The organism is Candidatus Chryseobacterium colombiense, assembly GCA_029203185.1.
Lineage (GTDB): Bacteria > Bacteroidota > Bacteroidia > Flavobacteriales > Weeksellaceae > Chryseobacterium > Chryseobacterium colombiense.
Window position 1 is genome coordinate 200137 of record CP119310.1, and the last position, 26375, is coordinate 226511.

The following is a 26375-nucleotide window of genomic DNA, read 5'->3' on the forward strand; positions in this document are numbered from 1 at the left end:
TGTAAGAAAACAATCCTGATGAAAACCTTTCTGTTTCTATTTTTCTTTTCTATAGTTGTGTATTCACAGACCCTTACTTCTATCTATTTTCAAAATAATAGTTACGAGCTCAGCAACGAATCAAAACGAAAATTAGATAGTTTGGCAAGGCTTGAAACCAAACTTACTTTCAGAATCTTTGGGAATGCAAATCCGCTGGGAAATGTGGTTTTAAATAAGACCTTATCTGAAAATAGAGCGAAACAGGTAAGCGATTATCTAAATGGCAAAATTGGAAAAAATATTCATTTGGTAAGCTCTGTAGGATTAGGAATTTCAAAACAGATCAATGATAATAGTTCAGAAAATTTATTAGCTAAAAATCGTCGTGTAGATATTTTTATAGAACGATTCTTTGAAAAAGGAGAGAAGGTTTCAAGAAAAGCATACCCAAGTTTTTTTGACATGAAAATTGCTTCAATGAAAGTGAAAGATACGTTTTCTTTACCGGATGTTAATTTTATTGGCGGTCGTCATGTCTGGCTTCCGCAGGCAAAACCTAAATTATATCAGCTGTATGAAATTTTAAATGAAAATCCGACACTTGAGGTTGAACTTCAGGGACATATTTGCTGTGACTATGAAAATTTTGATGGTGAAGATCAGGATCTAGGAACATTTAATCTTTCCTTTACAAGGGCGCAATCGATCAAAGATTTTTTATTGGCAATGGGAATTGATGCTAAACGTATAAAAGCAGAAGGTGCAGGACATCTTAATCCTGTTGTATACCCTGAGCAAACAGAATCGGATCGGACTAAGAACAGAAGGGTTGAAATCGTTTTGCTAAAAAAATAAATAAAATAGTTTCGGCGGCAGCGAAGCTGCCGCCGAAACTATATATAATAAATTCTTATTTCCTCTGTTTACTAAATGAAGCCATCAAATAAAACAAGAACGGCAGAATAAATAAGGAACCCAGTAATAAAGCCCAACCCAATGCGGAAATTGTTTTCGATGCAGCTGCCTGTTCCAATAAAGAAAGATGTTCTCCGTTGGCAAAAAGAATGATATTGGGGTTGTGTTGGTAAGTTGCCGCCACTAAAATCATAACGATTTGAAATCCTGCTAAAGCTCTTACAGGTAGTAGTTTTTGTCTATTCATAGCACGAAGAATAAGCAGTAAACAAATCGTTGCAAATGAAACTGCCATTATTCCTAAAGGCTTAGAGAATACCCACATAATTAATGGAATATCAGAAATGTAGGCCGTGAAGAATACCAGAATACCTGTAATCACTACAAAAACCATGGTTTGTTTGGATTTCTTAATCATTAGACCCAATTCTAATCTGTCATTGGTTTCTCTTAGAGCAAAAACAGAAGCCAGATAGGCGCAAATGGAAATGGTAAATAATCCTACAGCAATACCGAACCAATTCAGCCAACTGAAAATATATAAATCTAAAAAGCCGGTCGCATTAGGGTTAATTGAATGAGAAACAGTTGCCGCAGCGATTAATCCTAAGAAAAAAGGTGTTAATAAGCTCGAAAAATAAAAAATTTGAGTGTAAACATGCTGCCAATCATCTTTTACAGCATCATAATGTCTGAAGGTGAAAGCTGTTCCTCTCGCAATAATTCCGACCAGCATTAAAACTAATGGAATGTGAAGATAAGTGGAAAGCGTAGTGTAAATTTCAGGAAAACCAACAAATAAAATTACAACCGCAATAATGAGCCACATATGATTCGCTTCCCAAACCGGAGCAATAGATTCGTACATGATCTCCTGCGTTTTGTTACGGGCTTTTTTCTTGGTGAAAAGTTCTACGATTCCGGCTCCGAAATCTGCTCCTCCCAAAATCACATAAAGACAAATTGAAAGCCAAAGGAAACCTATAACTACGTAGATCATAATTTTTTGTTTTTAGGATTAAACTGAGCGTCTGTAGGGTCATATAATCTGGAAACCATTTGTATCTGTCTTCTTAAAAGAAATACAATAATGAGAGATAGTGAAACGAAAATCGCTGTGAAAAAATAGAAAGAATACTGTATTCCAGGCATTGGCGTTACTGCATCCACTGTTCTCATGATTCCATAGATGATCCAGGGTTGCCTTCCTACTTCGGTAACTGTCCAGCCCGCTTCCAAAGCTATATATCCAAAAGGAGTTGCTAATAAAAATGTTTTTAACAGCCAGTTTTTAGTAAGCCATTCATTTTTGAAAAATGCAGCATATAGATAGACTATTCCTATAATAATCATTACCACTCCGAAGAAAATCATGATCTGAAAAGCATAGTGTACAACAGCAATCGGAGGCCACTCGTCTTTTGGGAAATCTTTTAATCCTTTTACTTCAGCATTAAAATCATTAGCGACTAAAAAGCTTAATACTTTTGGAATTTTTATAGCATATTTTATTTCTTCTTTTTTCTTGTCAGGAATTCCGCCTATTACAAAAGAAGCTCCTTTTTCTGTTTCAAAATGTGCTTCCATTGCTGCTAATTTAATAGGTTGTCTTTTTGCTACGGATTTTGCAGCAACATCACCACTTAACGGGGCTCCAAATGCTCCGATTAACGCAAATCCTGCGGCAATTCTGAATGCTTTCGTATGAAATTCAACATTCTTTTTTCTCATAATTAAATAAGCATGAACTCCGGCAACGGCAAATCCTGTCGCACAAAATGCGGCAACCGTCATATGCAAAGCTTGTGGAAACCAGGCTTCATTAAACATTGCTTTGATAGGATCTATATTTAAATACTGTCCGTCTACATAATGAAATCCGGCAGGTGAATTCATCCAGGCGTTGGCTGCAACGACCAAAATTCCTGAAGCTAAACCACTTAAGCCTACCAGAAATCCACAGAACCAATGAAACCATTTATTAAAACGATCCCATCCGTACAGGAAAAAGCCAATGGCAATAGCTTCAATAAAGAATGCGGTTCCTTCCAATGAAAAGGGCATTCCGAATATTGGTCCGGCGTGTTTCATGAATTGGGGCCAAAGTAATCCTAGTTCAAAGGAAAGCATCGTTCCTGAAACGGCTCCGGTAGCAAAAAGGATCGCTACACCTTTGCTCCAGGCTTTAGTAAGACCTTTATAGACTTCGTTATTTGTTTTCAGGTATTTCCAGTGGGCAAATGCCATCAAAAATGGCATCACCATTCCCACACAGGAAAATATGATATGAAAACCAAGTGACATTGCCATCTGCGAACGTGCAGCCAGAAAATCATCCATAAAATCAACTTTTTGAGTAAATAAATTTAAGCATAAATTATTGATGTTCGGTATGATTTACAACAGTATTCATTTGAAAAATAGGTTTTAACTTTGATATTTTTTAAATTCATCTCCAGTATTTTTTGTTGAAAAGTCTCTCTTTTTTTGACATATTTTAACTTTCACACCTCGAAAAAAATCACGATATTTGTAAGTCTTTGCATTGAGCAAAGTTTTTAAAATTTGATATGAGTCAGAAACAATATACAGCTAGTAGTATTCAGGCATTGGAGGGAATGGAGCACGTACGTATGCGTCCTTCAATGTACATTGGTGATGTGGGAGTAAGAGGTCTCCATCATTTGGTTTATGAAGTAGTAGATAACTCTATTGACGAAGCATTGGCAGGGTACTGCGATACCATCTTTGTCAGCATTAAAGAAGGAAACGGAATCGAGGTTAGTGATAACGGTAGAGGTATCCCGGTTGACTTCCACGAAAAAGAACAAAAATCTGCTCTTGAGGTTGTAATGACAAAAATCGGAGCCGGAGGTAAGTTTGATAAAGATTCTTACAAGGTTTCGGGGGGACTTCACGGAGTTGGGGTATCCTGTGTGAATGCACTTTCTAACCAAATGGTTACAACCGTTTACAGAGACGGAAACATATATCAGCAAATTTATTCTAAAGGAAAAGCTCAAACTGAAGTAGAAGAAATCGGACACAGTGAAAACAGAGGAACAAAGCAGTTCTTCCAGCCCGATGATACTATTTTCACGGAATTAGTGTACAATTACGATACATTGGCAAGCCGTTTAAGAGAGCTTTCTTATCTTAATAAAGGGATTACAATTACCCTTACAGACGAAAGAGAGATATTGGAAGACGGTTCTTTCAGAACTGAAATTTTCCATTCTGAAGGAGGTTTGAAAGAGTTCGTAGCATACATCGACGGAAATCGTGAATCGATTATGGAGCATGTGATCTTCATGGAAGGTGAAAGAGATGATATTCCGGTTGAAGTTGCGATGCGTTATAACACGTCATTCAACGAAAATCTTCACTCTTATGTCAATAATATTAATACTCACGAAGGGGGTACTCACTTGGCAGGTTTCAGACGTGCTTTAACGAGAACCTTGAAGAAATATGCAGATGAATTGGGACTTCCTGCAAAAGAAAAAGTAGAAATTACCGGTGATGATTTCCGTGAAGGTTTGACGGCAGTAGTTTCTGTAAAAGTAATGGAGCCTCAGTTTGAAGGACAGACAAAAACGAAACTAGGTAACTCCGAAGTTTCCGGTGCTGTAGATAAAATTGTAGGGGAAATGTTAACTAATTTCTTGGAAGAAAACCCTAACGAAGCTAAAATTATCGTACAAAAAGTTGTCTTGGCTGCAAAAGCAAGACAGGCTGCGAAAAAAGCTCGTGAAATGGTTCAGAGAAAATCTCCGATGGGAGGTTCCGGACTTCCTGGTAAATTATCTGACTGCTCATCTAAAAATCCTGAAGAATCTGAGATCTTCTTAGTGGAGGGGGATTCCGCAGGTGGTACGGCGAAACAAGGGCGTGATAGATTTTTCCAGGCAATTCTTCCGTTGAGAGGTAAAATTTTGAATGTTGAGAAATCAATGCTTCATAAAGTGTATGATAACGAAGAAATCAAGAATATTTATACTGCACTTGGAGTTTCTGTAGGAACAGAAGAAGATAGTAAGGCATTGAATATTTCTAAATTAAGATATCACAAAATCGTTATCATGACCGATGCTGATATCGATGGTTCTCACATTTCTACATTGATCTTGACATTCTTCTTCAGATATATGAAAGAATTGATTGAGAACGGATATATTTATATCGCTCAGCCACCTTTGTATCTATTGAAAAAAGGAAATAAAAAGCAATATGCTTACAACGAAAAAGAGCGTGAAGAATTTACTTTAGAAATGTCTCCGGACGGAAAAGGAGTTGAAGTTCAGCGTTACAAAGGTCTTGGAGAGATGAATCCTGAACAGCTTTGGGAAACAACTCTAAATCCTGAACACAGAATTTTAAAACAAGTTACTATTGATAATGCGGTAGAAGCAGACAGTGTTTTCTCTATGCTGATGGGAGATGAAGTTCCGCCAAGAAGAGAATTCATCGAAAAGAATGCTAAATATGCTAAGATTGATGCATAATTAATGCTTTCAAAATAAAATTAAAAGACTTCAGAAATGAAGTCTTTTTTATTTTATATATTTTTGTTTTAAGCATAATAAAAATTATTTTCAACAGTTATTAGATTTCACTATTTTTGCCTTATTTTAATAACCATGATGAAAATATTTTGTATTGGAGCTTTATCAATAGCTTCTTTATATTTCGCTCAGAGCTTTCCTGCTTCTGCCATACCTGAAAATTTGAAGAAAAATGCAAATGCTGTTATCAGAAAAGATTTTACAACCATTCAAATTAATAAAATTGACGATATAAAATACCAGCTTTATACAGTAACAACTGTCTTAAATAAGGATGGAAATTCAGATGCCTTAGTATATATTCCTTATGAAAAAGGGGATAATATTTCGGATGTTAAAGTAAATATTTATGATGAAGCTGGAAAAAAGATAAAGTCTTATTCAAAATCTGATTTTGGTGATTTTGCTAATAATCAACAAGGAACATTTTATTCTGATAATAGAGTATTGTCTTTATCATATACACCAACACAATATCCTTATACAGTAGAGTTTTCTTATCAGATTGAAGATGAAAATACAGTTTTCTTGCCAGATTTTGTGCCTTTTAGGTCGACTAATGTTTCATTAGAAGAATCACAGATGAAAATTATTAATAAATCTGGGATTGAACTTAAAACCAAAACATATCCTTCAAAATATAATTATACATCTGTTGTAGAAAGCAATAATGCAGATGAAAAAATATATGCTTATAAAAATGTTCCTGCTATTGATGATGCTTTTTTATTGCCTCAACCTGTGAAAATTTTACCAAAAGTAAGTTTTGCTTTAACGAAATTTAATTTGGAAGGAAAGCAAGGGACGATTAATAACTGGAAAGATTTTGGATCTTGGTATTACAAGAATATTTTAGAACCTGTTTTTGTATCTACTCCGGCCATTAAAGCCGAAGTTGCTTCATTGAATTTGCAAGGGACAAAGGAAGAGAAAGTACGAAAGATCTACCAATATATGCAAAGTAAAACACGGTATATTTTTGTAGCGTTGGGAATTGGAGGTTGGCAACCGATGCTTCCGGATGAAGTTCAGAAAAAAGGATATGGTGACTGTAAGGGACTATCAACTTATATGAAGACGTTATTAGATGAGGCAGGAATTCCATCTTACTATTGTAAAATTAATTCTGATTCTTCACCTATCTCTTTTGATAAAGATTTTCCGAAAATGGGAGGAAATCATATTATTTTAATGGTTCCTACCGAAAAAGGAAATATTTGGCTTGAAAATACATCACAACAAATTGCTTTCAATCATTTAAGTTACAGTACGACAGATAGAAATGTTCTTGCTGTTAAACAAGATGGAATAGACATAATTGACACTCCTTCTTATCCTGCTGAACAAAATAAAGAAAAACAGGTTTTGAAAATTAAATTAAATGAGGATAACAGTATTTTGGGTGAAGGGAGTTTTTCTTATACGGGAAGTCAGTATGATCATAATTTAGCTTTTACCAATATGCAGCCAAAGGAAAGGAATGAAACTGTAAAAAGTCTTTTTGATGTACTACATTTTGATAAAGTTGAAATGAAAAATTTTCTTAATGATAAAGATAATGCTATTGCAAAATATGATCTTGATTTTAAAGCAAATAATTATTCTAAAAATGCAGGAAGTAGTATAATTTTTAGGGCTGTTCCGGTTTATTCTAACACAGTTTATAAAACGGAAGACAACCGAGAATTGCCTTTTGAACTGAGACAGTCATTTGAAGATGAATACGAAATCAATTATACAGTTCCTAGAAATTATAAACTAGATGAAATTCCTGAAAATGTTACCGTTAATTCTGAATTTGGAACATACAAATTAAATTTTGTGAAAAACGGAGATGAGTTAAAAGTAAACAGGACGATCAGAATCAACAAGGGACTTTATCCTAAAGAAAAGTATAACGATTATATTAATTTCAGAAAAAAAACTCTTAACCTAGACAATTCTAAAATTTTAATTTCTAAAATCTAAGCATGAAAAAGATCGTAATGATAGCTATTTGTTCAATGAATTTTATGTTCATTGACGCACAAAAGCATGAATTCCTTAATTCTCCTAAATTTAATGATGCAGACCTGTCCAAACAGAAATCAACTTTGGATGAGAATGCACCTGCAGAAATATTATATAAATCAGTACATTTCAGTATAGATAATAGTACCGGTAATCTGATTAAAAAAACTTTTTATAGGGTTAAAATTTATGACAAAGATAAAGCTGAAGACTGGTTGAATTTAGAGATTCCTCTCTATCAAAGCGGAAGTGATCAGGAAACACTTACTAAAATGAAAGCTTTTACCTATAATCTTGAAAATGGAAGTTCGCTTGCAACAAAAGTTGATAAGAGCTCAAAATACAAAAGTAAAGAGAGTAAATATGTTTCTATTACGAAATTTGCATTTCCAAATGTAAAAAATGGTTCTGTGATTGAATATCAATATGAAGTTACTTCACCGTTTTTATTTAGTGTTCCCGAAATTTTGATTGAGACAGACACTCCCTCTTTATATACGGAATATATTTTGGATAGCCCTTCAAATATTGCTTATAACGTAAATTATACAGGATTTTTATCTCCAAAATATAGGGAAGTTGATGAGAGAACATTATATGGTACCAATTATAGAACTTATAGATTCGGTTATGAGAATGTAAAAGGTTTTAAAACTGAAAAATTTGTAAGTAATGATAGAAATTACAGAACAAAAGTAAGTGCTGAACTTCATTCAACGAATTTCAGAGAATTAAAATTGTTTTCGTCATCCTGGGAACAGATCAAACAAAGGCTTTATGAAAATGAAGATTTTGGAGGGGAGTTGAAAAAAACAAAATTAGCTAAAGAAAATATGCCTTCTAATATTGCAGGAATTTCTAATGAAGTGGAAAAAGCCAATGCCGTTTTTAATTATGTGAAAAATACTTTTACATGGAATCAGGATAGAGGAATTTATGTGGAAGATGGTATCAAAAAAATGCTTGAAACTAAAACAGGAAATGCGGCAGAAATTAATCTTTTTTTGGTAATGATGCTTCGTGAAGCCGGAATTAAAGCTGATCCATTGACAATTTCTACAATAAATCATGGTTTAATCAATATTGCTTCACCTAATATTTCAAACATGAATTTTGTAATTGCTGCAATTCAGACAAAAGATGGTTTCCATCTATATGATGCAACATCAAAACAGTCTTCAATAGATCAATTACCGCCAAGAGACTGGAATCAGTTTGGAATTTTAATGGCGAAAGAGAAGGTTCAACAATTAACTATGGTAAATGCAAAACCAAGTTTCACTTATTTGACCGTGGATGCTAAAATTAATGACGATGGAAGTGTCTCTGGAAGTTATTCAGATAAAGATACCGGGACCTATGCAATGTTTGCAAAAGAGAACTACGATGATAATGCAGATAAATATAAGAAGCAATACAAAGAGAATTTTTCTGTAGATTTCACCAATATTGATTCTAAAGTTTTGGAGAACGGAGATTTTGAAAGTACAATGAAGTTTTCTTCTGAGAATATGATTGATAAAGTTGGTAAAAAAATCATTATCAATCCAATGCTTTTTTTGAATAAAACATCCAATGAATTTGACCAGACAGAGGAACGTAGGTATCCTATTGATTTTATTTCTCCATATTCAAGAGTGAAAAAAATTGTGCTGGAAATTCCGGAAGGTTATGTAATTGAAGAAATGCCAAAGAGCAAAAAAATTGTTACCGAGGATAAAGAAATAGAATATAACTATATCATAGAACAAAAAGGTAATAAACTGGAAATTGTTTCCACAACCAAAGTGGCAAGTGCAGATTATCCGAAAGAATATTATCCAGCTTTTAAACAGATTTGGGGAGTTGCTTCCAAACAGGAAAACCAGGTAATCAGTCTGGTAAAAAAGTAAAACAGTAAATTTTCAAAAATAATTCTAAAACCATTCATCTTTTGAATGGTTTTTGCATGTAAAAAGGAAATCAAATCAAAATCAAAATTATGAAAAACATAATTGCTGTTTTGGCGCTTTCTGCCTTTTTCACTTTTTCTGCCTGTAAAAAATCTGAAACGACAAATCTGACAACGAATGTGGAAAATCAAACCGATCAATTTTCTGTCGATTCGATTAAGGTGAATGATTCTATTAAGCTTAATGACTCATTGACCATAAAGTACTCTTCTAAAATGCTGGTTTTCCCAAGTATTAAGGATAAAAAATTATTAGACAGTATTTATTTTGCAGATAAAAAAGTTCAGGATTTTTCTAAGAATGGACTTGAGTCGCTTTTAGAAAAAAATAAAAATGAATATTTTAATAGTATTAAGAAAGAGTCAAAAGATTGGATTTCCGATATGAAATTTTCGCAGGAATGGTATTCAGACCTTGGAATGGATATGAAATCAAATCGTAATGATTATCTTCATATACAATATAGCTGGAGTTCTTATGAAGGTGGTGCTCACGATAATTACGGGTATTCGGAAAGAGTTTTTGATTTGAAAAATAATAAAAAAGTAGAATTGAAAGACATCACTTCGATACCTAAAAATAAACTGGAAGCTTTGCTCATGAAGAATGTTAATAAAATGAATGGAGGTGCTTCCGATGATAAAGGTGAAATCAATAATTCGGAAATGCTTTTGGTTGAAGTAATTCCAGTCACGGAAAACTTCTATTTTGATGACAAAAATTTGTACTTCCATTATAGTCCTTATGAAATAACAGCTTTTGCAGCAGGTGATATTACGATTCCTGTATCTTGGCAGGAGCTGGCCGGAACATTAAATCCGCAGTTTAAAGAACGAATGAAAATTAAATAATTTTAAAATGCTTCTCTATAAGGAAGCATTTTTTTATTTTTGCTTTAATGGAAAATGTAGCATTTATTATTAATCCTTTTTCGGCCAAAAAGAATTACCAGCCTTTTCTTGAAGAATTAAAGAAAAAGGTAGAGAATCCTTTATACTATATCTCGGAATCTATTCAGGGTACCGATGATTTTATTCAGGAAAACTTTCAGAATATAGATATTTTTGTAGCCATAGGAGGGGATGGTACCATTTCTACGATTGCCAGAAATCTTATCAATACTTCTAAAATTTTAGCTATTTTTCCGGCAGGTTCAGGGAATGGATTTTCCAATGAAACTAATTTCAGGAAAAATCTGGATGAACTTTTGGAGAAAATTAAGATAAATAAATCCAGGAAGATCGATACTTTTACGGTTAATGGTCAACTGTCAATTAACGTTTCAGGAACAGGTTTTGATGGAAAAGTGGTGAAGGAGTTTGAAAAAACAAGCAGAGGATTTAAAAATTATATCAAAGTTTCTCTTAAGACATTTTTTAATTATAAGCCGATTAAAGTTAAGTTTTTTGATGAGCAGTATCAACAGTATAATGGAAAATACTTGATGTTGAACATTGCCAATACACGCCAGTTCGGGAACAATGCCTATATCGCACCCAATGCAAGTAAAAGTGATGGTTTGGTTGATATCGTTTTAGTGAAAAAATTTCCTTTAGCGTATTCTGCATTATTTGCTTACAGGATGTTCACGAAAAAACTAAAGGATGATGATTATGTAACCTATCTTCCGGTTTCAGAAATAGAATTTAAGGTGAATACAAAAAACTGGCATCTTGACGGGGAATTCAATAAGATAAAGTCGCCTATTCATATCAAAGTTCAACCTTCAAGTTTGAATATTCTTGTATAGCTTCTTAATTTACATTCTAAAATTTAGCGAAAAAGTCCTTACTTTTCAAAAGTAAGGACTCCTAGAATAACTGATATCTATTTTTTTATGATTTTTTGTATAGTTTTTTCTTTATTTGGAAAAACTAACTCAATTAAGTATTGTCCTTGTGTCAGACTTGTTAAATCAATACCCAAATGCTCAAACTTCGAATATGATACTTTGTCTTTCATAATTTCTCTACCGGATAAGTCATAAATGGTTATAAGAATGGTGTCATCTTTTAAATAATTATTACTTTTAATAAATAGATTTTTTTCTACGGGATTAGGATATAATTCTGCTTGACTCTTTTTAATAATCAAATTATTTTGAGCTTGTTTATTATTTTGAGCATTTATATTTTTGTTTGAAGCAGAAAAATTAAAGCATGTATCATCCCCTATGTAAAAGCTGTTTGCTTTATCTGAGCCCGGTTGGATCAAAACATTTTCATCAAAAACTATATAATCTTTAGCTTTTATAGTTATGTCAGAATTATTTGTAAATGATTGATTTTTAATTCTTACTTTCTGAGGAGAATTGGTGAGTTCAAAATGCCATCTATCAAAATTTCTATCTGAAATAATAATTTCCCCTCCGTTATTCGGATTCATTTGCCATGCCATTTTTGTTGCTTTGCCAGCTTCTATTCTCCCAGCACCTATCTTACCAAGATAAGGTAGATTTTCATGAATTGATTCAGTGTTAAATGAAGTTAGCTTAAGAATTGATTCTACTTCATTAGTATTCAGACAATTATTTACAGAAAATAATAGTGCCACAATACCAGATACCTGCGGAGCAGATAAAGAAGTACCCCAAGCACCTCCATACGAGCTATCATTAACAGCCGTAGCCCCCAGAACATTAAAGCCTGCAACTGATAAATCGACCAGATCATTCGTTTGATGTGTAGTACTGGGATCGCCTATTATCTGCTCAACACGGTCCCTCCATCCCACAGGCAGATTATTATACATATATCCCACATCTTCATATCCCACACTGGAAATAGCAATTACATGATTATAGCTTGCCGGATATACATAATTAAATGGACCACCGCAGGTTCCGCCATTCCCCGCAGCTGCTATAATTACTGTTCCATTTTTATGGATTTCATCAATGACAGCCTGTTCAATATTGTCGTAGCTGCATGTGCTTAGCCAGCTCGCATTTACAATTCTAGCTCCATTTTGAGATAATTCCAATAGTTTATTTATACCTATGTAATTGTAAAGAACTGTAGAATTAAACCCTGTTCCCGGTAGGCCCAAGCCATTATCCGTATTAGCAGCGGCATGGCTTGCAACAGCAGTTCCGTGAGAATCTGAATATGTATAGCTTACTAGACTTGTTACTTTTCCTACCAAATCTTCATGAGTCAGCCTTATTGGAGTATCACTTATTCCTATTTTTATATTTGGATCCCCATGAGTGTAATCCCAAGCATCTTTTATATTAATTAAATCTAAATTTTTATGTGGATTAGAACTTCCTGCGGGATAATTATAATCATTGGGGGTATATAATACTTGTGGTACATACGTTTCTCTTACTAAAGGGAAGTAATTTTTATAATTCTTTAACTCATTAATAATTTCTCCTTTGTCAGTTTCTATTATGTATATATTCTGCAAAAATGGTGTTACGGATGTGGGAAAGGCTTTTTCAAATTTATATATGGTATATTTTGAAAAAATATTGGTAACATGATTGTCTGTATGCTTTAAAAATAGCTTACCAGTATTATTTTCTACACTTGGGATATTGTTTTTATTGGGAATCTCAATATAGAAAAGTTTATTTTGACAAAAGGATAAGGTAGATATAATGGTAAATACTAAACAAGTTAATTTATTCATGGTTATTAAGTTCTAGTTTCAGATTATCAATTTCCTTTTTCTGCTCAATAAGATGCAGAGTTAATTCTTCAATTTTTTTCAAAAGTAGAATATTCATTTCTTTTAGCTCTATACCATTTTCAATGGCTTCTTTAGTAGAGGGTACTTCTGGAAGGTGACCATTTTCACGGATGAATTTTTCCACTTCATTCAGTGGCATTAGTTTATAATCGTTTTTAAAAACATAATCTGCCCATCCGTTACTTGCAGCTATATCTACCTTTACTTTTTCAGTTCTGATACCATTTTTTATAAAAACCCGATAATCATCACAATCTGAGCAATTAGGATACTGATTATAATTTCCAATAAGCAGTTTTCCATTTGCTTTTAATGAAAATGTAGCTTCCCAATTTCCCGGTGCGGTAGGTCCGGTAACATCCAGTACTCCCGGATTATTTGGTTGATACTGAGAGTAATTCAGCCAGACTAAAGAATAACCACTGCCAATATTACTGCCTATATTTCTGACCTGAAAAGTATCACTGTCAACGCTTGATAAAAACTGGCTACGACCTTGTGCCTTGAAAGCAATATTAGGATCAGGACTTATGCCCACTCCAATATTGCCGTTAGAATTAATTCTGATCCTCTCAGTATTATTGGTCTTTAAAACCAAGTCCTGATTGTCTGTTGTTCCAACAAAATTACTAGAACCATTAGTTCCTGAATTTCCTGAAAGATTCCATGATTGTGCATGATTAAGTACACAGATAAGAGTTACTAAAGTTAAAATTAGTTTTTTCATAAATTTTGTATAATTAAGTGTATATATTATTTCCTAAAGTAAAAAAAAGAATGATACGTTGAAGGAATAAGTATGGTTTTTTTTAAAAAATATTAGTAAAAGAAATTTTTCACCAATATTACCTTTAATAAATAAAGGAACATCTTATTAAAAAGTTTATTAATAAGATGTTTATAGAGTATAAAGCTCTACTATTCAATAAAAAATCACGAAAAAACTTTCTATTTCTTCCTTAGGAATTAATAAAATTGAATTTCTAACGGTTATCTTTTCGAGAATTCTTGATTGATGATTGAAGTTTATTTCTAATTGTTTAAAACTTATTACAACTTAGATCTTCAATTTTTTTCAGCTTCATTTGGATGATGTAAGGAATATTGCAATTGTTCTTTATCTAATTGCTTTTCCCAATTAGCAACAACTACAGTCGCTACCGAATTTCCTATAACATTGGTTAAGGCACGGCATTCACTCATAAATTTGTCAATTCCTAAAATCAATGTCATTCCTGCAATCGGAATTTCAGGAACTACTGCTAAAGTGGCTGCTAATGTTACAAAACCGGCTCCGGTTACTCCTGCTGCTCCTTTAGAACTTAGCATAGCTACCAATAGCAACATGATTTGTTTTTCAACAGGAAGATGAATATTTAAGGCCTGGGCAATAAATAAAGATGCTAAAGTCATATAAATATTAGTTCCGTCGAGATTAAAAGAATATCCTGTGGGAACTACCAAACCTACAATAGCTTTTGGGCAGCCTGCTTTTTCCAGTTTTTCCATAATCCCCGGAAGTGCAGATTCAGAAGAGCTTGTCCCTAATACCAAAAGCAGTTCTTCTTTTAAATAATACATCAGTTTGAAGATATTGAAACCATTGTACCAGGCAACCGCTCCTAACACCAACACAACAAAAAGAATAGAGGTGATATAAAACGTACCAACTAAGAATATTAAGTTCAGTACCGAATGAAGTCCGTATTTTCCAATGGTAAATGCCATTGCTCCAAAAGCTCCGATGGGAGCAAGTTTCATCAGTATATGCACAATCTTGAAAATCGGAGTCGATAGATCTTGTAGAAAATCGGTTACTCTCTGGCTTTTTTCTTTTGTTAAAACCAAGGCAATCCCCATTAAAATTGCGACTAAAAGTACCTGTAAAATATTGTCTCCAACCAATGGGCTAAATAATGTTTCAGGAATGATATTCATGATAAACCCAGTCCATGTAGTTTCATGGGCTTTTTGCTGATATTGTGAAACATCTCCGGAAAGAGTAGAAGGATCAATATTTAAACCATGTCCCGGCTGTAAAATATTTCCGACAATTAAACCAATAATTAAAGCTAAGGTTGAAAAGGTGATAAAATAGATCATTGCCTTTACAGCAATTCTCCCCACTTTTTTCAGATCAGTCATGTGGGCAATTCCCAGGGTAAGTGTAATGAAAATTACAGGAGCAATAATCATTTTTACTAATTTGATAAATCCATCTCCCAATGGTTTCATTTTTTCACCAAGCTCAGGATAAAATTTTCCTAAAAGAATTCCTGCTATGATAGCTATAATAACTTGAAAATAAAGCTGCTGATAGATTTTTTTTGTTTTCAAGAGGTTTGTTTTTGTATTTTGAAGGGCGAAAATTAAGAATTTTTATTTGTAAATATGATAAAAGTCATGAAAAGTTTCGGCGGGGCTGAAAGCCCCGCCGAAAAAGAAAGATTTTTTATAATCAATGTTTTTAAGACTAATCAGGATCTATTATATTTCTAATTTTTCGACAATCTGATTGTTCTTATAACAATAAAATTCATACGTAGGCTCCTTATTGAAAGTAAAAACTTTTTCTATATGTACTCTGTCATATTGATTTTTCAGACTCTCATGTTTTTCCTTAAGAAGTTCAGGTAATTCATCAGGTTGTATGACTCTCTCTACTTCAAATCCGTCATCAAAGGTAAACTCTATCGTAAGATCAATGTTTCTCCATGAAATAATGGATTCGCTTTTGTTGTTTTTATGGAGAGTAGATAATGAAATATTATCCTGCTGAATGATTTTATCAGAAGTCCCTACAAGCAGTAGAATACCTGATAAAACCATAGCTCCATAACCTATCTTCTTGAATAGAAATTCACTTAAGTAGGGGAGAATATATTTTACTGTATAGGATGATAAGATCGTGGCAACAGCAATTGTGATTCCTAACCATAATGCGGTTTTGGAATAAAGACCAAGAAAAATATAAATAATAAGTTTAATAAGATGTAGAAAAACTTCATTAGCAGCTCTTGTGGCCACAATTTCTTCCTTTTTAAGCCCGAATCTGAGATAAAAGCGATTGAATAATAAGCCGATTGCTCCTGTTATTCCTGAAATAAATCCTGCAAAAAAGCCGATCACTGCTAATAAAAATTTAGAATAAGGCTTTTGATTTTCTTTCTCTAATTTTTTAGATTTAAATAATTCAGGCAGATTGGCAATAAGGAAAAACGAAACAATTAATTGAAGATAATTTGGATTAACATATTTAATGAGATAGGCTCCCAATAAAACTGCCGGAATTGAAAAAGGCACAAACCAGAAGAAAATATTCCATTGAATATGTTTTTTGAAAACGGAAATTCTGGATGCAGAACTAGTAAAAGTTCCTATTGTTAAAGAAAAAGGAACAACAGAGCTTGGTAACAGCAAATTTAAAATAGGAATGAGGATCAGGCTTGCTCCGCCACCACAAATGGCGCTTATCCAGAAAGCTATTATAGTTCCTAAAAATAAAAGTATGATATTGAAAGTCATGTCAAAAAAATTAAAAATTCTTTAAGTCTGAACCTGATATTCCTTTTTTAGTAATAAGGCGAGATCATGATCTGGCTTTTACTTTTCTTAATGATGACACAAAATTGCAATCCAATTTAGGAGAAACTTTGAATTTAGAATGTTACGGAGAAAATATGATGATCATTTTCAAATGTATAGCCTACTTGCCACTTCTGAAATTTACAAATTTCATTAATGATAGCCAGTCCTAAGCCGCTTCCGTTATTGTCGGAAGAAAATCGTGAAAATCTTTTAAATAAAGACTCGGTATTCAGTTTTTCGGTTCCTGAATTTGAAACTTCAAAAACGTTTTCAGTTAAAATCACAGATATTGAACCGTTTTGAAAAGTATGACGAATGGCATTGATTAGTAAATTATTAATAAGGACCTCGCATAACGCGCTATTTCCAAGCACTTCAATTTTTGGATCGATCGATGAATGCACAGAAAGATTTTTCTGGTTAAAATGTTCCTCAAACATTTCCAGACTTTGGCTTACCAGAACACCAAATTTAATTTTCTCCGAATTATCAAATTGATTATTACCTATTTTCGCTAGTAACAACAGATTTTTATTGATTCTCGAACTGCGTGTTAAAGCTTTATTGATATCCTCCGCAATCAGATATTGCTCTTCCGTCAAGTTTTCATTTTGAAGTAAAATATCAACTTTATGTTTAATAATTGTAAGAGGAGTCTGTAATTCATGAGACGCATTTTCCGTAAACTGCTTTTGAGCCTGATATACGGACACACTGTGTTCTATCAGTTTATTCAGTGATTCATGGAGCTCTTCAAATTCTAAAGTATCTGTTTTTTCAAATTCAACTTGAGGGCGGGTATTCAGATTAAACTTTTTGAGCTTTTCCAAAGTGTTTCTGAACGGTTTCCAAATACTGGAAGATAATTTTCTATTCAGAAATAACAATCCTAAAGCAATGATAATAAAAAAGAAAACAGTAGTTACTGCAATGACAGCAATCGTGGATTGTGATTCTTCAATATTGGTTTGTATTATAAACAGGAACGGTTGATTATTAATATATACGGTCTTTTTTAAGCATCTGTAACGTTCTATTTCGTTTTTCCCGTTGAAGTTTTTTTGTTTGTTGATGGTAAAATATGAATCTTCATGGGGAGCATTAATTGCCACATGTTCTATATTCGTTTCTGGCTGGATATGATTCCAAAGCTTTATGCTTTTATTGAGCTCCTTATCAGAAAGTTTAAGCCGGTTAAACTCATAAGAAGTTTTCTCGGCAACGGTTTTATTGTGTTCGTCCAGCTCGCTTTCCCAGATAGTATTCACTACCCAGTAATAGATAGGAATACTTATCGTAAGGATGATAAGTACATAAATGATAAAGGGCTTTGTGGCTTTGCTTAATAACGGTTTCAAAATAAAGATTTGGGATGCTATAAGTTACAATTTTTAAATATACTGTGTTACATGATGATTAGGAAGTCCATTTATAACCAGTTCCATAGACTGTTTTCAGATAATGATTGCAACCCGCATCGTAAAGTTTCTTCTTCAGATTTTTAATATGGGCATACACGAAATCATGATTATCCAGCATATCGGCAAAGTCACCGGATAAATGCTCTGCAAGCGTACTTTTTGAAATGACCTTATTTTTATTTCCGATAAAATAAATGAGCAGATCAAATTCCTTTTTTGTAAGCTCAATATTCTGATGATTGATAGAAACGGTTTTTGCTAAAACATCGATTTGTAGTTCGTTTTGAATGATAATATTAGAATTATTAAACTGTTTTCTGCGGATAATAGAGTAGATTCTTGCCATTAATTCAGAAAGGTGAAAAGGCTTTGTGAGATAATCATCTGCTCCCATTTGAAGGCCTGTTATTTTATCATCCAATGAATTTTTAGCAGAAACAATAATCACTCCGTCCTGTTTGTTTTCTTTTTTTAAAGCTTCCAGAATAGCAAGGCCATTTCCGTCGGGAAGCATAATATCCAGGATGATGCAGGCGTAGTCAAATGTCTCTATTTTGTTCATGGCTTCATGGAAGGTAGAGGCAAACTCACACAGATAACTTTTTTCAGAAAGATATTCAGCAATACTTTTGGACAATTCTGCTTCGTCTTCAATAATTAAAATTTTCATATTGCTAATGTATTAATTCAATTTGGAAGAAATTTTGAAGAGATAAGTAAATGTAAATTTACTATTCAACACCTACAGAATCATCACCTCGGCCGTCTGCAACCGCATGAATATTTCCGTTTTCATCAATCAGGATCATTTCCGTTCTTCCTATTTGTCCCCATTTTTCCGTTTTGTAGCCAAGTTTTTCTAGTTCTTTAATGGTGGTTTCAGGAAAGTTTTTTTCAAAAGCAATTGTTTCAGGAAGCCACTGATGATGAAATTTTGGAGCATTTACCGAAATATTAGCATTCAATTTAAAATCAATAAGGTTAACAATCGACTGAAAAACAGATGTTGGGATTGTTGTTCCGCCCGGAGTTCCGACAACCATATAGGGTTTTCCATTTTTAAGGATAATCGTTGGTGTCATGGAAGAAAGCATTCTTTTGTTTGGCTGGATCGCATTGGCTTCTCCGCCTACCGCTCCGAACATATTCGGAACACCTGGTTTTACCGAAAAATCGTCCATTTCATTGTTTAGGAAAAACCCGGCACCCGTAACTACAACTTTACTTCCGTACAATCCATTTAAAGTCGTGGTAACTGCAGCCATGTTGCCTTCCTTGTCAATAACAGAAATATGAGTGGTTTCCGTAGATTCTTTGGGTTGTTTTATGATTTTTCCCACTTCAGCACTTGGAGTTGCTTTACTAAAGCTGAAATTTTTCCATCTGTTTTTTAAATACTCATCAGAAGTTAAATAGGAGGTTTTATCCTGAATAAAGTCCGGATCGCCCATATATTCAGCTCTGTCAGCAAAAGCCCTTCTCTCGGCTTCTGTCATGATCTGTACTGCTTGTGTTGAATTTTGCTGATACTTTTCGAGATTTTCGTAACCTGACATTTTCAGCATTTGTGCCAATAAAATTCCACCACTTGAAGGTAGCGGCATAGATATGATTTGAATTCCTTTGTAATCAAACTCTAAGGCTTTTCTTTCGGCAACTTTATAATTCTTTAAATCTTCTGCTGTGATTATTCCGTTTCCTCTTTTCATTTCAGAAACGAGCAGCTGGGCAGTTTTCCCTTCGTAAAAGCCTTTTGTACCTAGTTTTTGTATTAATTTTAAAGTCTCTGCCAATTCTTTCTGTACCAAAAGATCTCCTGCTTTCCAGGGAGTATCTTTTACAAAAACAATGGATGCTTGATTGTATTTCTGAAAATTAGCTTTATGAGAATTCAGTAAATTAGCCTCCTGTTCTGTGATGGCAAATCCTTTTTCTGCAAGATCAATAGCAGGTTGAATAATCTTATCCATGGGAAGCTTACCATATTTTAACGTGGCAAAAAAACCGGCAATACTTCCCGGAATTCCTACGGCTAATCTTCCATTTTGAGATAGGTCTGTGTCGGCTTTACCGGTTTTGTCAAGATACATATCTCTTGATGCCTTTTTAGGGGCTGTTTCACGGTAATCTATCGTGAATTTTTCTCCGTTATTTTTTACTCCGACCAGAAATCCGCCACCACCAATATTTCCTGCCTGAGGATAAACAACAGCTAAGGCATATTGAGTTGCAATAACAGCGTCATACGCATTTCCACCCATTCTCAGAATTTTTGCTCCGGCTTCACTCGCAAGAGGATGAGCTGAAACAACCACTCCTTTATTTTTTACTTTAACCTCTTTTATAATGTTGATATCCGTGTATTGTGCTGAAACAGAGAAAGAAAAAATGATAAATACGATGGCGATCTTTTTCATTTGCAAATTTTATATCCGAATTTACAATTTTGTTTTAAGATAGGGTTGAAAATATTTACTTTTGCTCAAATCAACTAATTATTAAGTAAAATGGAATCCTATACGGAAAGAATACTGATTACAGGTGCTCTGGGACAGATCGGCACCGAACTTACCAACAGGCTTGTTGAAATTCACGGAGCAGATAATGTGGTTGCTTCCGGGCTAGACAGATGGCAAAAAGGAATTACTTCTGCCGGTCATTATGAAAGAATGGATGTTACCAATACTCAATTGGTAAGACAGGTGATTAAAGACTATGAGATCACTACTGTTTATCATTTGGCTTCATTGTTATCAGGAACCTCAGAAAAGCAGCCTATTTTTGCCTGGAAACTGAATCTTGAGCCTCTTCTTCATTTCTGTGAATTGGCGAAAGAAGGACTGATTAAAAAGATCTTCTGGCCAAGTTCTATCGCGGTATTTGGAAAAGGAATTCCCAAAGAAAATGTAGGACAGGATGTGGTATTAAATCCTACGACGGTTTACGGAATCTCTAAAATGGCTGGAGAAAAATGGTGTGAATATTATTTTGATAAGCATGGAGTAGATGTAAGAAGTATCAGATATCCTGGATTGATTTCATGGAAAACTCCCGCAGGTGGAGGAACTACTGACTATGCAGTTGAAATTTTCTATGAAGCTATTGAAGAAGGAAAATATACCAGCTTCATTTCAGAGAATACAGGAATGCCGATGTTGTATATGGATGATGCCATTAATGCTACTCTTAAATTAATGGAAGCTCCGTCAGAAAATCTTACGGTTCGTTCATCTTATAATTTGGGTGGAATGTCATTTACGCCAAAAGAACTGGCAGAAGAAATTAAGAGAGAAATTCCTGAATTTACAATCGATTATAAACCGGATTTCAGACAGCAGATTGCAGATTCTTGGCCGGCTTCAATCGATGATTCTGTAGCGAAAAAAGATTGGGGGCTGACTTATGATTTCGGAATTTCAGAGATGTCAAAAGATATGATTAAGAACCTTAAAGTAAAATTAGGTAAAAATTAATTTATCTAAAGTTTAGGTTTAATTAAAATGCTTTTTAACATCTGATTTGTAATTAATTATAAGTTTTATCTAAAATTAGATTTATATGATATTATTCACTTTTAACATTGTAAATATAGAAGCTTGCCCCAGAAATGGAGCTGAGATTTCCGATGAAGAAAGGTTGAAAATATCAGAGAACAATACAAAAGCGATTCTCAGAATTTTGGATATTCATGATGTTAAAGCAAGTTTTTTTGTAGAGATTTCTATTGCTCAAAAACTTCAGAATTTAATAAAAGCAATTTCATCCCAAGGGCATGAAATTGCTTTTTACAATAAAAATTCTACTCTTCATGAAATTGAAGAAGTAAAGAAATTCACACAAGATTTTTTAGAAAAACAGATCCGCGGAATTCGCCAGAAAGATGTCAAGCTTCCTCAGCAGGATTTGAAATTGTTGGAATTTAATTATGTTTCCAATATTGATAATGCCAATATTCTTTTTCCTTTTAAGCGCCTAAAAAGAAATACGGAAATCATAGAGGAGGAAGGATTGAGTATTGTTCCGGAAAGCATCTCTCCGTACAGTCAGTTGCCTTACAATGATTTTGTATTTCAGATCCTGCCAATGAAATATTATCGGAATATGGTTTTTGAAACCCTGAAGAATGATGACTTTGTTTTAATTTATCTTAATTCCTGGCAGTTTACAGACTTTAGTAAATACCAGTTCGATATTCCGTTCTTCAGAAGGTTGAATTCGGGCAAAAAAATGGAGGACAAATTAGATGCCCTCCTTAGCTGGATTAACGAGAAGGAGATGGCTACTTCACGTATGAAAGATTATATTTTTTAATTTTATTTTACCACAGATTTCACTGATTTACACGGATGTTTATGTTAATTAGTGAAAAGATTTCTGGAAACTATTTAAAGCCAAAATCATTTCTCACTTATTCTAAAGATCAAACAGATTTTGAACAACAAAAATTATGCGCAAACATCTGTGTAAATCAGTGAAATCTGTGGGATAAAAGATTAAGCCAATTCAAAAAGCGTGATTTCCGGCAAAACACCGACTCTTCCCGGATATCCTAATACGCCGAAACCTCTGTTTACATAAAGCATTTTTCCTTCACTTTCATATAAATCGGCCCACTTTGGATATTTATACTGAACAGGAGACCATTTCACGTTTTTTAAATCCAGTCCGAACTGCATACCGTGTGTGTGCCCGGAAAGTGTTAAGTGGATGTTATTAGGATGTTTTTTTACGACATAATCGAAATGGGTAGGATCGTGGCTCATTAAAATCTTTGTTGCTGATTCAGGAACGTCTTTTAAAGCATCATCCAGTCTTCCAAACTGTGGGAATGGTTTTAATCCCCAGTTTTCAACACCTAAGATATATAGCTTCTCACCATTCTTTTCAATAATTCTGTGTTCATTCCGAAGCATGTCGAAACCGGCCTGTCTTTCGTAATCGATGAGTGTTTCCAGGTTTTGTTTTTTAGCATCCGCAGATTTCCAGTCTACATAATCACCATAATCATGATTTCCCAATACGGCAAACTTACCATCTTTCGCCTTGATTTTAGAAAATAACGGAATGAAAGGCTTGAATTCATCGGCAACATTGTTCACCATATCTCCGGTGAACAAGACCAGGTCAGGATTTTGTTCGTTAATTAAGTTAATAGCATGTTCCAGTTTACTGGGATCGGAAAAACTTCCACTGTGAACGTCTGAAATCTGTACAATTTTATAACCTTTAAAGCTCTTAGGAAGATTGGTGAAATTTATTCTTACCCTCCTTACTTTATGGCGGTATTTTCCAAAGGTAATACCATCAATAAATAAAGCGGATAATACACCACCTAATCCTAATCCTGCCAAGCTTAAAAATTTTCTTCTTTCGGGAAAGAAGTTTTCATTTGTAGACTGTGTTAAGCCTATTAAATAACCTCCGGTTCTGAAAATATCGTCAATCAATAGAAACAGAACAATAAAAATTTTAGGAAGAATAAAAACTAAAAATAAAGAGATCGTAACCTGAGCTCTTGCGGTACTTCTGTCGGCTCTGCTAAAGTGAGTGACTTCATAGGCGAAAATACCGTAAATAATTAAGGAAACTGCCCAATAACCGGTTCTTATCCAAAAGTTATCGGTCAGTGTTCTTATTGCCTGATAAATGTATATTTCCAGGAATAAAAAAATAGCGGCAATAATTAAAAAATTTCTCTGCATAATTAAATGTAAAAAAGCACAAAGAATAGTTTCCCTGTGCTTTTTATATTTTAAATTGAAATAATATTAAGGAAATCTATAAACGATAGCATTGATGTTCATTCCGGCACCTACCGAAGTCATCACAATGTTACCTTTTTCTTTAAACGTTTGACCCTCCATTTTTCCTTTAATTATTAAATCATACATGGTAGGAATTGTTGCAACAGACGAGTTTCCAAAATCCTGGATCGTCATTGGAGAGATGGAATGATCGTAATCTTTCACATTATAAAGCTTGTGAAGCCTCTCGATCATTGCGTAATCCATTTTAGCGTTGGCTTGATGAATTAAAATTTTGTTGATATCTTCAAGGGAAAGACCTGCGTCTTCAATAGTTTCTTTAATAGCTGCCGGAACATTTTTAAGAGCGTACTCATAAATTTTTCTTCCCTGCATTCTTACAAATAAACGGGTTTGGTCTGCGTCTTTATTGATAGAAGGTCCGTTTGCTAAATAATCAAGCTCGATACCATTGTCGCAGATGGTGTTGTGGGCAATAATTCCTACATTTTCCTCATCGGTAGCTTTTACCACAACCGCTCCGGCTCCGTCTGCGAAGATCATCCTGTTTCTGTCGGATGGATCGGTTACTCTGCTTAGAGTTTCACCTCCTATTACCAGAATAGTTTTTGCTGATCCGGCTTTAATCAATGTGTTAGCTAAAATCATTCCTTCTACCCATCCTGGGCATCCGAAAAGCATATCATAAGTGACGCACTTTCTGTTTTTAATGCCTAGTTTGTTTTTTACTCTTGCGGCCATTGTTGGCATGAAGTCAGCGTATCCGTTTACGGTAACTTCCCCGAAATTACTCGCGTAGATAATATAATCTAGCTCTTCCTGATCTATTTTTGCGTCTGCAATAGCGATCTTTGCAGCTTCATACCCGATTTGTGAATTTGAAAGATCATCTTCTATGAATCTCCTGTTTTCTATTTCTGTAATTTCTACAAATTTCGCAATAGTTTCTTCAACAGGTTTGTCAATCTTCACCCCGTCTTCTGTATAAAACTCTGAATCTAGAAAATAATCTCTTCCAATTATTCTGCTGGGAAGATAAGATCCAGAACCAATAATGATCGTATTAGGCATTCGTTTATATGATTTTTTTTAAAGACGCAAAGTTAATAATTAATATTAATAACGGAGAATTAAAAATATTATTAAATTTGCAAAAATTGTACTTTACAATCTATGAAAAACAATTCGTCCTTAAAAGGCTTACTTATTGCAGTTGTGGTGTTTATCATTGCCTTTGGGATCTACTTCCTTTTTTTAGCAAAGAAGAATTATTATGTGGTAGACAATCCTACGCCCAATACTTATTATTACAAAATCAATAACGGTTCTGAAGGAATTGTTGCTGCAGGACAGTTAGTGCATGTGGATTTGAATAAAGGGAAAAATTCGATTAAAGTTTTCGATCAAAATAAAAAATTACTCTACGATTCTGCATTTGAAGTAAATAAAATCCGTGGTTTAATTAATATTGCCCATCAGGATTATTATGTGAATGATCAATATTATGGATACAATCTTAAAAAAGATTCATTACTTTTGGCTCTTGATAAAACGATGATCGACGGAAAGGCATATTATGGTGGAGCAAGACGCTTCAATAAACTGTATACCGAAGATTTTTATTATAATGTAGATGAAGATTATGATAAAATTATCAAAAACATTCAGCAGGTAGAATCCAGATCGAAAATTTTCAGAAAACAGGATTACCTTAATTATTATAACGAATATTACAAGTTTTAAGTTTTGACAAAAGATATCAACCAAGTAACTCCCTACAATTCTGAGGCTACAAAGAAAAGCCAGGTAGAGGACATGTTCGACAATATTGCTCCGAAATACGATCTTCTGAATCGTGTTTTATCTCTGAAAATTGATGTTTTATGGAGAAATACTTTAGTGAAATGGATGAAAAATGATCATCCTCAAGAAGTGCTGGATGTGGCTACAGGAACGGGAGATTTAGCAATTACAATTGAAAAAGGAACAGGTTCCAAAGTAATTGGTTTAGATTTATCGCAACAAATGTTAAATGTTGGCGTTATTAAAATAAAAAAACTTAATTTAGACGGCAAAATTTCCATGCAAAAGGGAGATGCGGAAAATTTACCTTTCGAGGACAATAGATTCGATGCTGTTTCCGTTGCATTTGGAGTAAGGAATTTTGAGAACCTTACCAAAGGGTTAGCAGAATTAAGAAGAGTAGTTAAAGATAACAAGAGTGTTTATATACTGGAGTTTTCAAAGGTTGAGGGGTTCTTAGGGCCATTATATATGTTTTACTTCAAAAATATATTACCTGCTATAGGCAGACTGGTTTCAAAAGATAATAGGGCATATACATATCTTCCGGATTCTGTAAATGCTTTTCCTTTCGGGGAAAAGATGAGACAAATTCTTTTAGATACAGGATTTAAAAAAGTTGAATATAAAAAACTAAGTTTAGGTATAGCCACAATTTATAAAGCAACAAAGTAACCT

General features: G+C 33.8%; 21 protein-coding genes. 10 read left to right on the plus strand and 11 right to left on the minus strand.

The window, feature by feature from the left end:
- The first annotated feature begins 18 nt into the window (after positions 1–18).
- Positions 19–837, plus strand: coding sequence for an OmpA family protein (locus P0Y62_00895; GenBank protein WEK70110.1), 819 nt, complete (start codon positions 19–21; stop codon positions 835–837).
- Positions 838–892: 55 nt separating this feature from the next.
- On the opposite strand, the gene P0Y62_00900 is transcribed toward P0Y62_00895, so the two are convergent.
- Positions 893–1897 carry a cytochrome d ubiquinol oxidase subunit II gene (locus P0Y62_00900; GenBank protein ID WEK70111.1) on the minus strand — a complete coding sequence of 335 codons (1005 nt, stop codon included), beginning with the start codon at positions 1895–1897 and terminating at the stop codon, positions 893–895.
- Positions 1894–3237: a cytochrome ubiquinol oxidase subunit I gene (locus P0Y62_00905; GenBank protein WEK70112.1), complete on the minus strand. Its 1344-nt coding sequence runs from the start codon at positions 3235–3237 to the stop codon at positions 1894–1896. The genes P0Y62_00900 and P0Y62_00905 overlap by 4 nt, the downstream gene beginning before the upstream one ends.
- A 230-nt stretch (positions 3238–3467) precedes the next feature.
- Here P0Y62_00905 and gyrB point away from each other — a divergent pair, with 230 nt between their 5' ends.
- The 5 genes from gyrB (at position 3468) to P0Y62_00930 (ending at position 11174) form a co-directional block, all read left to right on the plus strand.
- Entirely contained in the window at positions 3468–5402 is a 1935-nt protein-coding gene (gene gyrB, locus P0Y62_00910) for a DNA topoisomerase (ATP-hydrolyzing) subunit B (protein WEK70113.1), read from the plus strand.
- Positions 5403–5537: 135 nt separating this feature from the next.
- Entirely contained in the window at positions 5538–7430 is a 1893-nt protein-coding gene (locus tag P0Y62_00915) for a DUF3857 domain-containing protein (GenBank protein WEK70114.1), read from the plus strand.
- A 2-nt stretch (positions 7431–7432) separates the two neighbouring features.
- Positions 7433–9364: a transglutaminase-like domain-containing protein gene (locus tag P0Y62_00920; protein ID WEK70115.1), complete on the plus strand. Its 1932-nt coding sequence runs from the start codon at positions 7433–7435 to the stop codon at positions 9362–9364.
- Between the two features lie 89 nt (positions 9365–9453).
- On the plus strand, positions 9454–10275 hold the full coding sequence (locus tag P0Y62_00925; protein ID WEK70116.1) for an RsiV family protein: 822 nt from the start codon (positions 9454–9456) through the stop codon (positions 10273–10275).
- Positions 10276–10322: 47 nt separating this feature from the next.
- The gene (locus P0Y62_00930; GenBank protein WEK70117.1) at positions 10323–11174 is read left to right on the plus strand and encodes a YegS/Rv2252/BmrU family lipid kinase; all 852 of its coding nucleotides are present in this window, start codon (positions 10323–10325) and stop codon (positions 11172–11174) included.
- A 77-nt stretch (positions 11175–11251) separates the two neighbouring features.
- On the opposite strand, the gene P0Y62_00935 is transcribed toward P0Y62_00930, so the two are convergent.
- The 7 genes from P0Y62_00935 to ggt form a co-directional block, all read right to left on the minus strand.
- Complete coding sequence (locus P0Y62_00935) at positions 11252–13060, minus strand: S8 family serine peptidase (GenBank protein WEK70118.1); 1809 nt, start codon at positions 13058–13060, stop codon at positions 11252–11254.
- Positions 13053–13847, minus strand: a complete 795-nt coding sequence (locus P0Y62_00940) for a hypothetical protein (GenBank protein WEK70119.1) — start codon at positions 13845–13847, stop codon at positions 13053–13055. Before P0Y62_00940 ends, P0Y62_00935 begins: the two co-directional genes overlap by 8 nt.
- 338 nt (positions 13848–14185) lie before the next feature.
- Complete coding sequence (locus P0Y62_00945; GenBank protein ID WEK70120.1) at positions 14186–15457, minus strand: dicarboxylate/amino acid:cation symporter; 1272 nt, start codon at positions 15455–15457, stop codon at positions 14186–14188.
- A gap of 150 nt (positions 15458–15607) precedes the next feature.
- Positions 15608–16645 (minus strand): sulfite exporter TauE/SafE family protein, encoded by a 1038-nt coding sequence (locus P0Y62_00950; protein ID WEK70121.1) that lies wholly within the window; start codon positions 16643–16645, stop codon positions 15608–15610.
- A 134-nt stretch (positions 16646–16779) separates the two neighbouring features.
- The gene (locus tag P0Y62_00955; protein WEK70122.1) at positions 16780–18066 is read right to left on the minus strand and encodes a HAMP domain-containing sensor histidine kinase; all 1287 of its coding nucleotides are present in this window, start codon (positions 18064–18066) and stop codon (positions 16780–16782) included.
- A 58-nt stretch (positions 18067–18124) separates the two neighbouring features.
- The gene (locus P0Y62_00960) at positions 18125–18799 is read right to left on the minus strand and encodes a response regulator transcription factor (GenBank protein WEK70123.1); all 675 of its coding nucleotides are present in this window, start codon (positions 18797–18799) and stop codon (positions 18125–18127) included.
- A gap of 61 nt (positions 18800–18860) precedes the next feature.
- The gene (gene ggt, locus P0Y62_00965; protein WEK70124.1) at positions 18861–20546 is read right to left on the minus strand and encodes a gamma-glutamyltransferase; all 1686 of its coding nucleotides are present in this window, start codon (positions 20544–20546) and stop codon (positions 18861–18863) included.
- A gap of 90 nt (positions 20547–20636) precedes the next feature.
- Here ggt and P0Y62_00970 point away from each other — a divergent pair, with 90 nt between their 5' ends.
- The gene (locus P0Y62_00970; GenBank protein WEK70125.1) at positions 20637–21602 is read left to right on the plus strand and encodes an NAD-dependent epimerase/dehydratase family protein; all 966 of its coding nucleotides are present in this window, start codon (positions 20637–20639) and stop codon (positions 21600–21602) included.
- Positions 21603–21687: 85 nt separating this feature from the next.
- A complete protein-coding gene (locus tag P0Y62_00975) occupies positions 21688–22440 on the plus strand; it encodes a polysaccharide deacetylase (GenBank protein ID WEK70126.1) in 753 nt (250 codons plus the stop codon).
- Positions 22441–22622: 182 nt separating this feature from the next.
- On the opposite strand, the gene P0Y62_00980 is transcribed toward P0Y62_00975, so the two are convergent.
- Positions 22623–23831 carry a metallophosphoesterase gene (locus P0Y62_00980; protein WEK70127.1) on the minus strand — a complete coding sequence of 403 codons (1209 nt, stop codon included), beginning with the start codon at positions 23829–23831 and terminating at the stop codon, positions 22623–22625.
- Between the two features lie 66 nt (positions 23832–23897).
- Positions 23898–24965: a ketoacyl-ACP synthase III gene (locus tag P0Y62_00985; protein ID WEK70128.1), complete on the minus strand. Its 1068-nt coding sequence runs from the start codon at positions 24963–24965 to the stop codon at positions 23898–23900.
- 102 nt (positions 24966–25067) lie between these two features.
- On the opposite strand from P0Y62_00985, the gene P0Y62_00990 reads away from it, so the two are divergent.
- Complete coding sequence (locus P0Y62_00990) at positions 25068–25637, plus strand: hypothetical protein (GenBank protein WEK70129.1); 570 nt, start codon at positions 25068–25070, stop codon at positions 25635–25637.
- A gap of 3 nt (positions 25638–25640) precedes the next feature.
- Positions 25641–26372 carry a bifunctional demethylmenaquinone methyltransferase/2-methoxy-6-polyprenyl-1,4-benzoquinol methylase UbiE gene (ubiE, locus tag P0Y62_00995; protein WEK70130.1) on the plus strand — a complete coding sequence of 244 codons (732 nt, stop codon included), beginning with the start codon at positions 25641–25643 and terminating at the stop codon, positions 26370–26372.
- Positions 26373–26375: the final 3 nt, after the last annotated feature.

Excerpts from the sequence above, each read along its gene's own strand:
- P0Y62_00935 (WEK70118.1), bottom strand. The coding sequence starts at position 13,060 with ATGAATAAATTAACTTGTTTAGTATTTACCATTATATCTACCTTATCC.
- P0Y62_00950 (WEK70121.1), bottom strand. The coding sequence starts at position 16,645 with ATGACTTTCAATATCATACTTTTATTTTTAGGAACTATAATAGCTTTC.
- P0Y62_00930 (WEK70117.1), top strand. The coding sequence starts at position 10,323 with ATGGAAAATGTAGCATTTATTATTAATCCTTTTTCGGCCAAAAAGAAT.
- P0Y62_00915 (WEK70114.1), top strand. The coding sequence starts at position 5,538 with ATGATGAAAATATTTTGTATTGGAGCTTTATCAATAGCTTCTTTATAT.
- P0Y62_00960 (WEK70123.1), bottom strand. The coding sequence starts at position 18,799 with ATGAAAATTTTAATTATTGAAGACGAAGCAGAATTGTCCAAAAGTATT.
- P0Y62_00940 (WEK70119.1), bottom strand. The coding sequence starts at position 13,847 with ATGAAAAAACTAATTTTAACTTTAGTAACTCTTATCTGTGTACTTAAT.
- P0Y62_00905 (WEK70112.1), bottom strand. The coding sequence starts at position 3,237 with ATGGATGATTTTCTGGCTGCACGTTCGCAGATGGCAATGTCACTTGGT.
- P0Y62_00895 (WEK70110.1), top strand. The coding sequence starts at position 19 with ATGAAAACCTTTCTGTTTCTATTTTTCTTTTCTATAGTTGTGTATTCA.
- P0Y62_00975 (WEK70126.1), top strand. The coding sequence starts at position 21,688 with ATGATATTATTCACTTTTAACATTGTAAATATAGAAGCTTGCCCCAGA.
- P0Y62_00985 (WEK70128.1), bottom strand. The coding sequence starts at position 24,965 with ATGCCTAATACGATCATTATTGGTTCTGGATCTTATCTTCCCAGCAGA.
- gyrB (WEK70113.1), top strand. The coding sequence starts at position 3,468 with ATGAGTCAGAAACAATATACAGCTAGTAGTATTCAGGCATTGGAGGGA.
- P0Y62_00920 (WEK70115.1), top strand. The coding sequence starts at position 7,433 with ATGAAAAAGATCGTAATGATAGCTATTTGTTCAATGAATTTTATGTTC.
- P0Y62_00900 (WEK70111.1), bottom strand. The coding sequence starts at position 1,897 with ATGATCTACGTAGTTATAGGTTTCCTTTGGCTTTCAATTTGTCTTTAT.
- P0Y62_00990 (WEK70129.1), top strand. The coding sequence starts at position 25,068 with ATGAAAAACAATTCGTCCTTAAAAGGCTTACTTATTGCAGTTGTGGTG.
- ggt (WEK70124.1), bottom strand. The coding sequence starts at position 20,546 with ATGAAAAAGATCGCCATCGTATTTATCATTTTTTCTTTCTCTGTTTCA.
- P0Y62_00925 (WEK70116.1), top strand. The coding sequence starts at position 9,454 with ATGAAAAACATAATTGCTGTTTTGGCGCTTTCTGCCTTTTTCACTTTT.
- P0Y62_00980 (WEK70127.1), bottom strand. The coding sequence starts at position 23,831 with ATGCAGAGAAATTTTTTAATTATTGCCGCTATTTTTTTATTCCTGGAA.
- P0Y62_00970 (WEK70125.1), top strand. The coding sequence starts at position 20,637 with ATGGAATCCTATACGGAAAGAATACTGATTACAGGTGCTCTGGGACAG.